This is a genomic window from Nostoc sp. NMS7 (assembly GCF_017115085.1).
Lineage (GTDB): Bacteria > Cyanobacteriota > Cyanobacteriia > Cyanobacteriales > Nostocaceae > Nostoc.
This window is the reverse complement of the sequence record NZ_JABXKJ010000005.1, coordinates 1-15,475: the sequence shown is the minus strand read 5'-3', so window position 1 is coordinate 15,475 and position 15,475 is coordinate 1. Positions and strand designations below refer to the sequence as shown.

The 15,475-nt window shown below is 41.9% G+C and carries 12 protein-coding genes and 1 pseudogene; 10 read left to right on the top strand and 3 right to left on the bottom strand.

The features are described from left to right. Nucleotides 1-216: 216 nt before the first annotated feature. From HWQ38_RS00280 to HWQ38_RS00265, 4 genes and pseudogenes are all read left to right on the top strand, one after another. A pseudogene (locus HWQ38_RS00280) lies at nucleotides 217-345 on the top strand (IS701 family transposase); the annotation flags it as partial. Next, nucleotides 341-541, top strand: a complete 201-nt coding sequence (locus HWQ38_RS00275) for a hypothetical protein (protein ID WP_292788960.1) — start codon at nucleotides 341-343, stop codon at nucleotides 539-541. The pseudogene HWQ38_RS00280 and the gene HWQ38_RS00275, both read left to right, overlap by 5 nt. Nucleotides 542-807: 266 nt before the next feature. Continuing rightward, complete coding sequence (locus HWQ38_RS00270) at nucleotides 808-1,647, top strand: sulfotransferase (protein ID WP_292788957.1); 840 nt, start codon at nucleotides 808-810, stop codon at nucleotides 1,645-1,647. A gap of 690 nt (nucleotides 1,648-2,337) precedes the next feature. After that, nucleotides 2,338-3,852, top strand: coding sequence for a calcium-binding protein (locus HWQ38_RS00265; protein ID WP_292788954.1), 1,515 nt, complete (start codon nucleotides 2,338-2,340; stop codon nucleotides 3,850-3,852). Nucleotides 3,853-4,238: 386 nt separating this feature from the next. Here HWQ38_RS00265 and cysC read toward each other — a convergent pair whose 3' ends face one another. Then, nucleotides 4,239-4,817, bottom strand: a complete 579-nt coding sequence (gene cysC / locus HWQ38_RS00260) for an adenylyl-sulfate kinase (RefSeq protein WP_292788952.1) — start codon at nucleotides 4,815-4,817, stop codon at nucleotides 4,239-4,241. A gap of 760 nt (nucleotides 4,818-5,577) precedes the next feature. Between cysC and HWQ38_RS00255 the strand changes: the two genes are divergently transcribed. The 3 genes from HWQ38_RS00255 (at nucleotide 5,578) to HWQ38_RS00245 (ending at nucleotide 7,956) form a co-directional block, all read left to right on the top strand. Continuing rightward, nucleotides 5,578-5,997: a four helix bundle protein gene (locus HWQ38_RS00255; RefSeq protein ID WP_292788950.1), complete on the top strand. Its 420-nt coding sequence runs from the start codon at nucleotides 5,578-5,580 to the stop codon at nucleotides 5,995-5,997. 64 nt (nucleotides 5,998-6,061) lie between these two features. After that, nucleotides 6,062-7,081: a tyrosine-type recombinase/integrase gene (locus HWQ38_RS00250; protein ID WP_292788947.1), complete on the top strand. Its 1,020-nt coding sequence runs from the start codon at nucleotides 6,062-6,064 to the stop codon at nucleotides 7,079-7,081. Between the two features lie 212 nt (nucleotides 7,082-7,293). Continuing rightward, complete coding sequence (locus tag HWQ38_RS00245; RefSeq protein ID WP_292788943.1) at nucleotides 7,294-7,956, top strand: hypothetical protein; 663 nt, start codon at nucleotides 7,294-7,296, stop codon at nucleotides 7,954-7,956. A gap of 93 nt (nucleotides 7,957-8,049) precedes the next feature. Here the strand turns inward: HWQ38_RS00245 and HWQ38_RS00240 are convergent, their stop codons facing one another. After that, on the bottom strand, nucleotides 8,050-8,538 hold the full coding sequence (locus tag HWQ38_RS00240) for a hypothetical protein (RefSeq protein ID WP_292788940.1): 489 nt from the start codon (nucleotides 8,536-8,538) through the stop codon (nucleotides 8,050-8,052). 653 nt (nucleotides 8,539-9,191) lie between these two features. Between HWQ38_RS00240 and HWQ38_RS00235 the strand changes: the two genes are divergently transcribed. Genes HWQ38_RS00235 through HWQ38_RS00225 form a run of 3 tightly spaced genes read left to right on the top strand, consistent with a single transcriptional unit; the run spans nucleotide 9,192 to nucleotide 14,648 of the window. Then, nucleotides 9,192-11,906: a TnsA endonuclease C-terminal domain-containing protein gene (locus HWQ38_RS00235; RefSeq protein WP_292788937.1), complete on the top strand. Its 2,715-nt coding sequence runs from the start codon at nucleotides 9,192-9,194 to the stop codon at nucleotides 11,904-11,906. A gap of 2 nt (nucleotides 11,907-11,908) precedes the next feature. Continuing rightward, on the top strand, nucleotides 11,909-13,078 hold the full coding sequence (locus HWQ38_RS00230; protein WP_292788934.1) for an AAA family ATPase: 1,170 nt from the start codon (nucleotides 11,909-11,911) through the stop codon (nucleotides 13,076-13,078). A 1-nt stretch (nucleotide 13,079) separates the two neighbouring features. Next, nucleotides 13,080-14,648 (top strand): TniQ family protein, encoded by a 1,569-nt coding sequence (locus HWQ38_RS00225; protein ID WP_292788931.1) that lies wholly within the window; start codon nucleotides 13,080-13,082, stop codon nucleotides 14,646-14,648. Between the two features lie 61 nt (nucleotides 14,649-14,709). Here the strand turns inward: HWQ38_RS00225 and HWQ38_RS00220 are convergent, their stop codons facing one another. Beyond that, the gene (locus HWQ38_RS00220; RefSeq protein ID WP_292788929.1) at nucleotides 14,710-15,351 is read right to left on the bottom strand and encodes a hypothetical protein; all 642 of its coding nucleotides are present in this window, start codon (nucleotides 15,349-15,351) and stop codon (nucleotides 14,710-14,712) included. Nucleotides 15,352-15,475 lie beyond the last annotated feature (124 nt).

Below are 15,475 nucleotides of genomic sequence, written 5' to 3'. Positions count from 1 at the left end.
TGTTGTTTACTTAATTACTTAACTCAATTACTTAAGTGTTTGGGCTAGAAAAGATTAAAATTCCGGCTTGTGGCTTTCCCATAATCAGGACTTACGCATTGACAAAATAGGCAGAAAATGCATGAAATGAATCAGGAAGAAATAGGCGATCGCTAACCACCTGCCTGCGTTGAAAGACAGATAATAGTGAGGTTGTCTGCATTAAGGGTGAGGACTATCAGAGCGACTACCAAGCCATCGACCGCCAAGTGTGACCTGAACACTTATACTCTGTTTCTACTGGCAGAATCAAAATATCCTGGCTGCACACGTTTGGCAGAAATCATGGAAGATTTGTCTCATGAAGGCAATTAAAACTCACTTTTTTAGCGCTATTCGTGCCTTTACGCAACTAGAATTAATGCGAGCCAAAGAGTTAATTGAAAACTGGTATGAAGTCCAGAGAAATTTGTCTCTTCAAGTAGCTCGTGACTTTATTCTACAACAGCTAGCACAAGAGATAGGCTTAAATACACATAGTCAAATTCCTGTCAATGCGTAAGTTCTGATAATGGGAAAGTTATTCTCAACCGAATGGCATGCGTTGTCACTTAATTGCGGGCATTTATAACTATTAATACCTTCAAAATGCTAGTTAACTTTTTGCCAATTTGTTTAACCCTTTAATATACCACAAAACTTTTTTGCAAGAGGTCTATTTATCAAGGCGATTGCTGTACAATTGATAGCGCTAATGATTAAGCGAAATTTGGGCAATCGCTTTGTTTTTGCGGTCAAAGGCCACAGGTGCAGGATTTTTATAACCAAATGATTTCCAAAATCCACTTGATCTCCGGCTTACCTCGTTCCGGTTCCACCTTACTCGGAGCCTTACTGCGGCAAAACCCCCGCTTTCACGCCAGTATGTCTAGCCCTGTGGGTAGTCTAGTGAACCGAATGCTGGAAGCCATGAGTGAAGACAATGAATTTTCCGTCTTCATCACGCCTGAGCAAAAACGGGCATTAACCTTAGCTATTTTTTCAACATTTTACGAGTCGCAAGCGGATAAAGAAGTCATTTTTGACACTAATCGTTTGTGGTGTAGCAAGTTGTCCTTAATTCACGAGCTATTTCCTGGCTCAAAGGTGATTTGCTGCGTGCGGAATGTCGCTTGGATTATGGATAGCATTGAACGGCTGATTAGAAAAAATGCTTTTGATGTGTCGCGGATGTTTAATAATGCTGGAGAACGGTCTACAGTTTACACGCGCACCGAAGCCTTGAGTCAAGGGCAACGGTTAGTGGGGTTTGCTTATAACGCCCTCAAAGAAGCATTTTATAGCGAATACAGTGCGTCTTTACTTTTGGTGGACTATGACTTATTAACCCAAGCACCTGATAAAACCATATCGCTGATTTATCAATTTTTAGAAGAGAAACCCTTTGAGCATGATTTTGCCAATGTGGAATACGAAGCTTCGGAATTTGATAATCGGTTAAATACCAAAGGACTACATCAGGTGCGTCCGAAAGTGGAGTTTCAACCGCGACTCACGATTTTACCGCCAGATTTATTTACTCAGTATGATGGATTGTCTTTTTGGAAGAACCCTAGCAATAGTCTGGCAAATGTGATTGTCGCCCAGCCAGTAGAAGCGGTGAGTTAATCAAGCTTTGAATTTTCCCCCTTCCCTACCAAACTGCAATGTTCTTGCATCGGTCTACAACTAACGCTGTTTTATTACTCTCGTTAGATAATATTCAAAGCGTTGTTTTTTCGTGCTTGGTTCCGAACAATGATTTTTTCAGTTGATAAAACAACGCTTTGAACAATATTCTAGGTCAGCATCTTTTTTCTCTCGCCAGAGACATAAAAAAGCGCTAAGTTGCATTGATTTACAATTAACTTGCATTGATTTACAATTAACTTGCATTGATTTACAATTAACTTGCATTGACCTGGAAAAGTTAACCTAAAAAGTTGTTTTTAAAGTAGTTGGCTGGGATTTTAAGTACTTCTATATCACCCTAGATTCCCTTGAAAAGGCGGTATTTAGGGTGATATAGAACGTTTTGCTACCGACAAGAGGACTTTTCAAACATCCTTTAATAGACACAAAACGATAAAGAAATTCTTTTCAACTCTAACCTTCACAACAGCTAATGCTTTAACCATTCCAATCAACTGAGAGCTACTGACTTTATTGTTCAAGCCTAGCAACTAAACTAAATAGCTATCTTCAAAGGCAAAAATCGGGGGCGTGATTGAACATAGTCCCCCGATTAGCCTTAGCTAGAGGCATAACGCTGCTTAGAAATAACTGCTCATCTACCTAAAACATTCGCAAAAAAATCAAATGACAAATTTCATCGTCAACCAAGCCACGGATAACGGCACCGGCAGCACTAAAGGCACCCTGAGTTATGCAATTCGCCAAGCGAACCAACTAGCAGGGAATGACACAATTACCATTGATAGCAATGTTCGCGTCACTGGGGTAATGAAAACCTTGGTGAACAGCAATATCACCATTGTGGGTAACAACCACAGCATCAGCGGCGATGCGAATAACGACGGCATCAACGACAAGGGCGACGTGCGCCCTTTATTTATCTTGTCGGGAACCGTTGATATTTCTAACTTGACCATCACCAACGGACGATCCCAAGGCGGAGATGGTTATTATAGCGGCGGCAGCGCTGGACTGGGTGGTGGCTTGTTTATCTATGATGGCAATGTCTCTTTAACCAATGTCGCTTTCAGTAATAACACAGCCCAAGGTGGCAACGGCGGCAACGGAGGTACTTATGCGCAGGAAGACTTGGGCAGCTTCAGCGGCGGCTACGGCTTCAGCGGCGGCTACAGCAGCTTCGGCGTCCGCGGCGCATTCGGCAGCGGCAGCGGCAACGGCGGCAACGGTGGCTTGGGCGGCTTCGGCGGCGGCGGGGGCAACGGATACAGCCATCCGGAGACCGCCTACGCCGCTGCCTATTCAGGCAGCGGCGGCAACGGCGGCTTCGGCGGCGGCGGCGGCGGCTTCGGCGGCAGCTCAGGCTTGGGTGGCTTTGGTGGCGGCAACGGCGGCAACTACAGCGGCGGTGGTGCTGGACTGGGGGGTGGCATTTTTGTCCGCAGTGGTTCTTTAACCCTCAGCAAGACTAGCTTTACCAAGAACACGGCTACAGGCGGCACTGTGGGTAACTCAGGTCTTGGCTTGGGTGGGGCGATTTTTATCATCCAGTCCCTCACCAATCCCAACGGCAATAACCAAGGAATGCCGACTGTCCTGCCAACTGTTACGGCTGTAAATAATCCTACCTTCAGTGGCAATAGTGCAGCAAATGATGCCGGGATATCCACCAATAATGATAATGTCTACGGTACAATTACTCCCCTCAACCTGACGGGAACTCCGAATGCAGATGTGCTTACCGGCACAGCTAGCAACAACATCATCAATGGATTAGCTGGTAATGATACCCTTATTGGCGGTGCAGGCAATGATACTCTGATTGGCGGTGCCGGTGCTGATCGCTTCCTTTACAATACGAATGCTCCCTTTGCCCTGGCTGCTATTGGTGTAGATACGATTAGTGATTTCAAACACTCCGAAGCTGACAAGATTGTCTTAGATAAGACTACCTTTAATGCGATCGCCTCTGTTGTGGGAACAGGTTTTAGTAACAAGAGTGATTTTCAAATAACTTCTTCAGCAGCCACCAGCACGGCGAAAATTGTCTACGACCCACTGAATGGGCAGTTGTTCTACAACCCTAATGGCACTGCTGCTGGTTTCGGCAGTGGCGGTCAATTTGCGACTTTGACTGGTGCGCCAACTTTAACAGCTACTGACTTTATTGTTCAAGCCTAGCAAGAAGTTTAGTATATGGGCTGGGCAACTGTTTGTCCAGCCTACAAGCTTGCTGCTGCAACTTAGATGCATCAACGAATGGCAGGAATGGCACGCTTGAAAAGCCGAAATACTTGTGGTTTAATGGGAATTAAACAAAAATTATGCCCAAATAAAGCCCAAACTGGCGATATTCGCAGCAAACAGGTCACGATGAATGGTCAGCCAGTCAAAAGATCGACTCATACATAACTGTTCGGAAGGCATCCATTGCTTCAATAAAAGTGCAAATTACAGAAAGTCTCTATATTAGCTAACTATGAATGGTTAGATGGGTTGAAATCGTAACTCGCTTGTGAGTCAATACTTCTCGATCATTCAGTTTTTCCATGCTTCACACCCTTTTTCTATTTATCTCTATGTTGCCTTGTCTTTTGTTGCCATGTTAATAAGACCTTAGCTACACTTTGCTCTACTGTTTCCTGGTCAGTTCTACATTCAATTTCGCAGCAAAGTGGTGGTTCGTAGGGATCATCAATGCCAGTAAAGTGTTTAATCTTTCCATCTCTTGCCTTCTGATATAGCCCCTTCATATCTCGCTGTTCACAAACTGACAATGGAGCATTAACGTACACTTCAATGAAATTTCCAATTAGCTGGCGAACCTCTTCCCGAACTTTACGGTATGGTGAGATTGCAGCAACTAAGACTATGACTCCATTCCTGGTTAATAGTTGGGCTACAAAGCCAATGCGACGAATGTTAGCGTCCCTATCCTCCTTGCTGAAACCTAAATCCTTAGTAAGGTTCTTACGTATTAAATCCCCGTCTAAGACCTCAACTTTATGGCCACGTAATCGTAACTCTTTCTCTAAAGCTCTGCTAATGGTAGTCTTGCCAGAACCACTCAAGCCTGTAAACCAAACTGTACAACCTTCAACAGTTTCCATTTGATTGTGATAGTTATTAGTGTTGTTCTCTAGCAATTTTGGTATTTCATCTGTTGGCGTAAAATATAAATCAGAAATTGTTAAATATTATGGTTCTTGCGTTAATTTTATGGAGAATTAATACTAAAGTGCCAGTTTAGTAAACTACGCATTTAAATTACTCTTGATCACAACCAACATTAAGAACCAACGACAAAAACAGCATTTCTTGTTTGATTCACCTTCCAAGCCTCAAAGCGATGTCTACGACGGGCTACGCCTACGGCAAAATCTTTGTCAGTAAACAAGGCTTAATGATAACATCTTAGATTCTATTGAGAACGAACTGTTTTTATTGACATGATGCGGCCGCCCTGCTGCCCTTGTAAAGATAAAACCTGCATCTTCAATTTCACCCCGATTAATAGATGTATACATGGTGACGTGCTAACATCGCGTGACTGTAACCCTGATATCAGCATTAATATAAGTACTTTTTATATTTGAAGCCGGAAACGGTTATCTCTGGTAATAAACTATATCTGCATATTTAAGCTATCAGTTTTGATATCAAAGCAGCAGTTTCACCATTAAGCTCCCGCCAAATAACACCATTAAACTTCCGCAAGGAATATTTAGATCCTGATCTCAGGTTTTGATTAATGCCCATACCTGTTGCCGTATGATATTCGTTATTGGAAACCTACATTATCGATAACGTAGTAGTAAGCATTTATGCTTAACGAGTCGCGGGGAGAGGGGGGGCAGGGGAGCAGGGGAGCAGGGGGGAAAGAGTGAAGAAGGTAAGAGATAGCAAATGGAAAAAAATGCCATCATAAATCATCAAGACTTGAAAGTGTATCAAATGGCTTTTGATGCAGCGATGAAGATATTTGAGGTATCTAAAAAGTTTCCAGTAGAGGAACGTTATTCGCTCACAGACCAAATTCGTCGTTCCTCTCGTTCTGTATGTGCGAATCTGGCAGAAGCATGGAGGAAACGCCGATACGTAGCAGCATTTGTGGCTAAATTAAATGATGGGGAAGCGGAAGCTGCTGAAACCCAGACGTGGATTGAATTTGCCGTCAAGTGTAATTACTTGGATATTGATACAGGTCGAGAAATTTACAGTAACTATAATAAGATTCTAGGTAGTTTAGTAAACATGATTAACAATCCTAACCCTTGGCTGATAAAGAAAACAGTCGGACATCCGGGCAGAAAAACAGACTCTTAGTGTCTTTCATCTCCCCTGCTCCCCTGCTCCCCTGCTTATTCTTTAAGAACGCGAGTCAGCACTTATGTCCAATCCACATTCGGGAGAAATTGTCAAGTCTGCGTTGGAGGCGTGTTTAGATGCACCTTTAGCTCGGTATTTTGACGCGCAACTTGATCTTGACCCAGATGTGTTGGCGCAGCTGTTGGCAGATAAGCGCAACCCCAATACCAAAAGGGCTTACGAGAAAGATATTAAAGATTTCTTTCTGAAGATGACTTTATTACCGCCGACTGGTGATAGTGTGCTGGAGTTTCTGCACTTGCAGCGAGAGCAAGCGGTGATGGTGGTGTTGAAATACAAGGCGATGCTGATTAAATCTGGGTTGCGGGAGGCGACAATCAATCGGCGGTTGGCGGCGATTAAGTCATTAGCGAAGATGGGGCGGAAGTTGGGAGTGTGCAATTATTCCCTGGAAGATGTTTCAGGGGAGAAGGTTAAGGCTTATCGTGACACGCGGGGTGTTGATAGCAAAGCGATATCTGTTGTGATTCAGCAGTTTGATAGAGAAACGTTGATTGGTAAACGCAATTATGCAATTTTTCTGGTGCTGTGGGGTTTAGCTTTGCGTCGCCAGGAGGTATGTCAGTTAGATGTAGGGGACTTTGATTTTTATGGACGCAAGTTGAGAGTTTTAGGGAAGGGGAAGGGAACGAATGAAGAGTATTTGGATATGTCCAAGGATGTGGCGGCTGCTCTTGCAGATTGGTTAATTGCCAGGGGTGATTTGAATGCCAATTTACCAATATTTACGGCGTTGGATTTCCACAACGAAGGGCATCGCTTAACTACTGATGCCATCTATAAAATTGTATCTGCTAGTTTTAAGGCAGTGGGAGTCAAAAAAACCATGTCACCGCACAGGGTAAGGCACTCGGCAATTACGGCGGCACTGGATGCGACGGATGGGAATATCAGAAAGGTACAGAAGTTAAGTCGTCACGCTGATCCGCGAACGTTGATGATTTATGATGATAACCGGAATAAAGACTTGTGGGAAATGTCGGAATTGTTGACGGGTATGTTGAAGAATTCGGGGGAATAAAAACGTCTTGCGATCGCGCTCTGAAATTATACCGTTGGTGGGATTAATATCTGGAACACACCACTTAGAGATTGTCATTTGGTAATTATTAATTTATATGTTTAAAACTTGACAATTGCCATTGGTAAAAATTTTTTGTAATAAAATCTCTTAAATCAGTTAAATCAGTTAGTACCTGTCTGAATAACTAAAAAAATCAATGTGAGGTGACAGTGAAAGTTTTTAATTTTTATAAAATTAGCTTGGCTTCAGTGTTTGTAGCTACACCTTTATGTGTTTTATCTCTAAAAGTACTTGCACAAACTCCACAACTTCAAGCTATATCTCTTCAAGAGCCAGCATTTATTATTGATAGCGGTTCTACGAATACTTGTCCATTTACAATTAGCGTATTGCCATTAGGAAAGGTAACTTACACTATTTGTAACAGCAAAGGTGCTGGCGCAATTAAAGTGAAGACAGCCATGAAATTTTTTCATGACATTTTAGCAGCTAAACCACTGTCCAAATTATCAGTATTACCAGTAAAATTATCAGTATTACCAGTATATGATTTATGTGTCAAACCTGCTTTGTTTGGTACATCAATTGAAGTGAAATATCAAGGACAAACATCTCCAGATATTAGCTGTCCAGGTCATAATTCTAAAGCCATAAATCTGGAAAGTGATGTATATAGCATTGAAAATGAATTGAACCTTTCAACTACCAGAATCCCACCCCTAATTACACCCCTAATCCCAGCCCCCCTAATTACACCAATTACACCTTGTGATGCGTATGCTGTAGGTCTTTGCGAGTCACCTGCCCCACATTCTACGTGCTGCCCAACTTCAATTCCTTTCCAGCCGATTTCAGCAGAACTTACGCATTGACAAAACATTATAGGCTGTGGGTTACAGGGTCTACACGATTATCATTCTTATGAAGAATATTTTGAGTATTTTAACTCATTGACAAAAGGCGCTTTATTTTAACCTCTCACCGATGATTATGGATGCATTTCGGAATGTCAGCGTAACTACTCCTACGTTCGGTATGTATGTGGTCAGTATTGATCCTTTACAGGACATATCCCAAGTAGTATCAAAGTTCCATGTCTCGTAGTGAATTGTAAGTAATCCAGTCGGACTCAACTCTAGATAAAGCTGATCTGCTGAGTTAATGTTGAACGGCTGTTGACCTGCTGCTATTCGATCACTAAAGAGTTGATTTGACCTGCCTTCAAAGCTACCATCAGAATTTGGGGTGAGATAGCCACTACTGTAGCTTACGAAAGAAACATCTTCTCTATGCATGGTCATTTCTATGGCATATGTTTGGTTGGGTGATGCCTGCTGCTTCTTATTAGTTAACAAAGCTGTGCAGCTACTGTCAGCACGTGCTGCTTGCGGTGTTGCCCCTAACGATAGACTTACTGCCAACAGTGTCAGTAAACAGATTTTTACTCTTTTCATACTCTCAAAATGAATTTGTTAAAAGGTAAGGATACTACTTTGGCGATCGTAGGGACACTATTCGTATCCCATCAAAGATTCGGGGTAAGCAATTATTCATTATTCTGCTGTCCACGACCTGACCATTGGGATTAAGAGAAGATTTCTGGCGAATAATAGTTTATAAGCAGTAGTTTCTAAACAACGATTAGGCAATACCAGATCAAGTAAACGACAATTCATGTTCACCAAACTAGTACCTGCTTACTTTACGTTGGGCGCACAAGTTTTATGCAGAGCCAGCCAATTTTTTATAAAAGTTCATAAAAAAAATCCTGCCTGATAATTTGTGTCGGTGGAAGGATAAGATTGCCACGCCTGGAACCATAAGATTGCCGCTACAATGGCTGAGATGCTGATGTGTCCGTTAGACACTTTTAGTTATTTTTCAGCAATTGGAACCATAAGATTGCCGCCAAGCAATATTATCACCATAAGCTTGCCAAAAACGTACTTTCTTAAGATTTCAAATCGGTAGTAACAAATACAATGAACTGAAGCACTCAGACCAGTGTCGAGAGCAATGAATCGGGTGACAGCACTCCTACCACTGCTATAAAAACAAGACATATGTTGTGAGTTGCGTCTTCAACTCAAATTTCAGGGGGAGAAAAATGCTCACACCTGACGAGTTTGATAGCTGGTGTAGTCGTCAAAACCTATCACCACTGGCTCGCAAAACTCTCGCCGACATCCGTTCAAAAGAACCTGCACGGCGTGTAGGAGGAGGGAGAAAAAATGTGTCAGGTTTTTACCCCAGTAAAAAGATGGGGCAAAGCATTCAATTTGAGTCCCATAAAGTCGAGCTTCCCTTCGTTTACTCACTGGAGCATGACGAAGATGTCTTAGAATTTTACGACCAACCCCCTGCATTCAAGATTAATTATCAAGGAGCCTCTGGGCGAAATATTGGATTCTTTTACACCCCAGACTTTTTTGTCATCAGAACAAACAGTGCTGGTTGGGTAGAATGTAAAACTCTAAGTGAACTCAAATCGCTGATTATTAAACACCCCCATCGCTACAGTAAGGGAGAAGATTTGAAGTGGTATTCGCCACCAGCATCTGAACACGCAGCGCAGTTTGGATTTGACTTTCACATCCAGTCAGATGACCAAATTAATTGGGTTTTATATCGCAACATTACCTTCCTAGAAGACTATTACCGAAATCGTGTTGATAGTATAGATCCGAATCAAACACAATTTATAAAAGCAATAATTCAGGAACAACCTGGAATAACTCTGAGGGAATTGCTCTATAAAGCTAATAAAGTTAGTGTAGATGAAATTTACCAACTGGTTGCCACTGAAAAAATTTATGTGGATTTAAAGGCAACCCTCTTGGTTGAGCCAGAACGGTGCAGAGTTTTTTGCGACCAACTTTCAAGAACAACTTACAACTTGATGGTTTCGTCGCAAACAACCACTGATTCTATCAGTTCCCCAGTTATAAATTTGATTCCCAACACGCCAATTAATTGGGATGGTCAATGCTACAACGTGGTTCAAATTGGTCATACCGAGATTACTTTGCGTGCTACGGGAGGAGACTTTATTGATTTGCCCGTTTCTGAGTTTGAAAGTAAAATTCAGCAAGGAAAAATCACAGCTTCTCAACTCCAAAGCTCCAACTGTAACGATGACCAAATAAAGTCTATTCTGCTCAGAGCTAGTTCAAAAGATTTAGAAGAAGCCAATCACCGCTACAGAAGTATTGAACCAATATTGCTGGGGCAACCACTAGAGAATTCCACAATATCAGAACGTACCTTAAGAGATTGGTTAAGCAAATATCGGCAAGCACAACAAAAATGTGGCTATGGGTATATTGGGCTTTTAAGTTGCTCTAATAAAAAAGGCAACCGCAACCGAAAGCTACCCCAACAGACCTTAGAACTGATAGACAAATTCATAACACAAGCCTACGAAACGCACAAACAGAAGCGCAAGTATGAAGTCTATGGAGCTTTTAACAATGCCTGCGTAAGTGCCGGAATTTCTCCAGACCAAATTCCCAGCTACAAAACATTTATTAACGAAATAAAACGGCGTAGTGGTTGGGAACAGACAAAAGCTCGTGAAGGACATCGGGCTGCCTACCCACAAAAACCTTTTTACTGGGAATTAGAGCTAACGACACCGCGTCACGGAGACCGCCCTTTTGAGATTGGTCATATTGACCACACCAAAATGGACATAGAGCTACGGTGTTCACTTACAGGTCAAGTTCTTGGCAGACCTTGGGCAACATTTTTGGTGGATGCTTACAGTCGTTCAATATTGGCGGTTTATTTGACTTTTGACCCTCCCAGCTACCGCAGCTGCATGATGGTGCTGCGGATTTGCGTGATGCGCCACTCTCGCCTACCCCAAATAATTGTGACGGACAACGGCAAAGAGTTTCACAGTAATTACTTCGAGAGTTTGCTGGCTTTGTTTGAATGTACGCTCAAACACCGTCCTCCTGCTGCTTCTCGATTTAGTGGAGTTTGCGAACGCCTATTTGGAACTGCTAATACCCAGTTGCTCTACAACTTGGCTGGTAATACACAGATTACTAAAAAAATTAGGTTGATGACCAAATCTGTCAATCCTAAAAATTTGGCAGTTTGGACACTTGGCTTGTTGTATTTATATCTCTGCGAATGGGCTTACTCTGAGTACGACACAACAGAACATCCGGCATTAGGAATTTCGCCAAAACAGGCTTTGACTTCAGGCATATCCCAGTACGGAAGTCGCGCTCACCGACTAATACCTAACGACGAAACCTGGAGAATTTTAACTTTACCAACAACACAATCTGGGAAGGTAAAAGTGCATCCAGCTAAAGGGATACAAATACGGGGCATTCACTACTGGAATTCTGCCTTTCGTGACCCTTTAATCCAGAAAACTGATGTAGAAGCCAGATATGACCCGTTTGATGTGGGAATTGCCTATGCCTATATCCGTGGTCAATGGGTTAAATGTATTAGTGAATATTATGCAATTTTCAAAGGACGCTCAGAAAAAGAAATTTGGCTGGCGACTGCTGAGTTACAAAAGCGTAACTCTAACCATGACAAACAATTAACAGTGAGAGCTAAAAAGTTAGCGGAATTTCTATCAACTGCTGAAGCAGAGGAAGTTTTACTCGCCCAACGTCTGCGAGATGCTCAAGGGAAGGAAGTATTTCAAGTTATTGATGGAGTCAGACAAAAAGAAAGCTTTTTGGAGCAATTGAATATCGCACAAGAGATTAACAATAATAACTCAGAACCGTCTCCTACATCCGAGAATATAGCGGTTAAACCCCATCTGCTCCAATCTTTCGATTCTTATTAATCATGTCCAAATCCCCAAGATTCCCCCAATCTCTACTGTTGCAATCACCGCTAGTGCGGTTGGCTTTCTTCGATAACTATACAATGGCACACCCTCGGTTAGAAGAAACCTTCAATTTACTCAAGCTTTTGGTTAGTAATTCTGGTGAATCACGAGTTATTTTTATTTACGGGCCAACTGGAGTTGGGAAAACAACCCTGCGTCTGCTGATTGAAAAGTGGCTGATTGAGACGAACCGACAAGAATTAGAAGCTGACAGAGGTTGGTTGCCAGTTGCATCAGTTGAGGCAGTAGTTCAAAAATCTGGACTTTTCAATTCAAAAGATCATATCAAACGCTGCTTATTTGCCCTTCATGAACCATTGATTGACCAGAAAATAGACTATGGGACACGAGGTATATATCGTAATAGCAATGGGCAAATTGTTATTGAATCAAAAGTTATAGAAACAGACTTGGGATGGGCATTAGAACAAGCTCTCAAACATCGTAAACCCAAAATATTTTTTATTGATGAAGCTCATCATATGCTGATGATAGCTTCCGGGCGCAAGCTCACAGATTTACCAGAAGCTATTAAGTCCCTTGCCAATAGAACAAGTGTTGTGCATGGGTTAGTTGGCACCTATGAACTGCTCACCTTACACGATGTAGGGGATCAATTGAGCCGACATAGTGCCTACGTACACTTTCCCCGCTACCGTGCTGACTGCACCCAGGACAGAGAGATATTTCAAAGCGTGGTGTGGGGTTTTCAACTGAATATGCCCCTTGTTGAGGAGCCGGATTTAGTTTCTCATTGGGATTACTGTTATGAGCGAAGTCTCGGCTGCGTAGGGATTCTCAAAAATTGGTTTCAGAATGCGCTCTTCGATGCCATGACCGAAGGTGCGAACACCGTTAAAATTCAACATTTAGAACGGCGTGCCTTATCTGTTGCCCAATGCCGGAACATTCTCAAGAAAATTAAGGAAGGTGAAAACAATCATGCACAAATTGAAGCAGAAGTTTCTCAACTGCGTGCAGAACTCGGTTTGCCATCTTTAGGAGCCGTTGCAGATGATTCGGAGTCACAGACATTGAAAACTCCACAATTAGGTACTCAAAAAGCACGCTTAAGAAGAAACCCTGGACAACCCAAACCCAAGCGGCATCAAGTAGGCAATCAGTAATATGCTCAAAGAGACCCTCAAACTTTACCCATCATGGGATATTGAGAAAACTGCTATCCCACAAAGAAGTCGCTTATATCATTTAGAGCCAATTGGTATAGGAACTCCTGCTGTAGAGAGCTTAACAGGCTATGTGCAAAGACTTGCTCATGAGCATTGTGTCACTGTTAGACGGTTGACTATAACCGAAATTGCCCCACTAATGGGCAAAGAAGCAAAATTGCAAGACGAAAGTATTAGCAAAGTATTTGGAACTGGCAGAGATAGAACAGCGTTTAATGGAACAGGGTTCATGGCAACTAATCTTGTGGGTGCAATGTCTGCGCTAACTAGGCGTTTGGACTTGCACTACCTTACCCTGTTACCTTGGGCGCAGGTCATTTCTAAAAGAGGCTTGCTCCGTCGTCACCGGGCTTGGTGTTCCAAATGCTACCAAGAATGGCATGACAATCACACAAGTGTTTATGAACCACTTCTCTGGTCTATCAATACTGCCCAAGTCTGTCCTTACCATCATCAACCGTTGCAAGAGCAGTGTCCTCACTGTCATCAACAACAACTGACAATTTCTGGGGACTCCCGAACCGGACACTGTAATAAATGTGGTAAGTGGCTGGGAAATAATCGACATAAAACTGTTGTTACAAGCCTGATAAAGTCAGAAGCAGAACGAAATCGGCAATTGAATATAGTTAACAATTTTGGAGAGCTAGTTGCAGTAACACCTACTCTCAATTCTCCTCCTAATCTTCAGAAAGTTAGTAATACAATTTCTACATACATTTTGCAAGTTTTGAAATCTAGTATCCCTGCCTTTTCTCGGCAATCTGGGATGAATAAGGCAACAATTGGTTTGTGGTGTAAAGGAAAAGTAATACCTCAAATTGATAATCTTTTAGTTTTAACTCACTATCTAGAAATATCTCTGTTATATTTATTAACAACAGACTTATTATTAACTGACTCAAAAAACAGTTCTCTCTCACCAAAACGGAATGTAGTTAAGCAGCCAAGAAAATCTTATAATCACTTAGATTTGGAGAGAAAACAAGTTTTAAATGTAGTTCTAACAGAGGTACTCAAGGAAGATCCTGCACCTTCTTTGGAAAGTGTGGCACTGCGTTTGAGATATCGTCCTTTAGTTTTGCAATATCATTTTCCTTCTTTATGTGAGTCAATCAAAATCAGACATACTGAGTACAGAAAGGTAAGTAAACAGCAAAAAATACAACCTATTCTGGAAGCAGCACTCAAAGAATTTCCACCTCCTTCACTTCTTTCCATTAATCGACGACTTGGCTATAAAAATAACAGCTATTTATACCGATATTTCTCTGAACTTTCTCGCGAAATCTCTAAGCGGTATAAAGAGTACCAGAAAGCTAGTGGGCAAGAGAAAAGGGAACGCATATGCCAAGAGATTATTAATATTGCTCAATTGCTACATGAAACAGGACACAAACCGACTCAAGCTAGGGTGACTAAGCTTCTCACTAAGCCAGGAGTCATGCTGAGTTGGTATGCTAAGAAGACTTTACGTGATGTTCAAAGCTCTCTCGGCTATGAATAAACATGATCTATACCGGAATGAATGGCACGCTTGTTTATTTGGAAGCATAACTTTGCCGAAATCAATTGGAAGCATAAGCACGTTTTAACGGCAATCTTATGGTTCCACCGACAGTCGCTTTTGCTGCTGCCAGCCGATTATCTACAATCTGTTTATCTAAATCAGATAAGTTTAGCTCGTGACTTTTAAGCGCAACTTCACCCTGTAATCGCCCGTTAATTTCATCCAGCGCTAATTCATTGGGTGATTTCATAGCCTCTATCGTCTCCGATGCGTTACGTGCGATCGCTTCTTTAGTTATCCTGCTTTGCTGCTCCTTTGAGAATTTAGTTAAGTCCAGATGGTTATCCACATCTAAATCATTCTGAAATGCCTTAACTTTAAGTAGTGAAAACTGACTATGAATAGCTGATTCTTGGCTGTCTGTAAGTAGTTTAGACCCAACGTAAGCAGTTAATAGCGCGGCTGTACCAGCTAAACCAAACAGAGGTGCGGTAGGTGATTCTGGTGCTAAATTACCGACTATTTTGATATTGCTATCAAAGGTTGAGTTTCGGCGCTCATGTTCTACTATCCAGCTAATACCGCGCTTGATTTGGTCATTTTTGCAAGGTTTATTATTTGGCGTAAAACAGAATAATGTTTCGCTGTACTTGGTGGTATCACTCCAGAGTGGCAGAGTTAAACTTAGTCCCCCAACCAATAAAATACCAATACCAAATGTAGCAGAAATGTTGAATCCTAATACAAAACTTTACATATTTAATTACACTAACTCTAAAAAGCCTAAAATAGTCAACATGACATCATCTCCTCAAACCAATGAA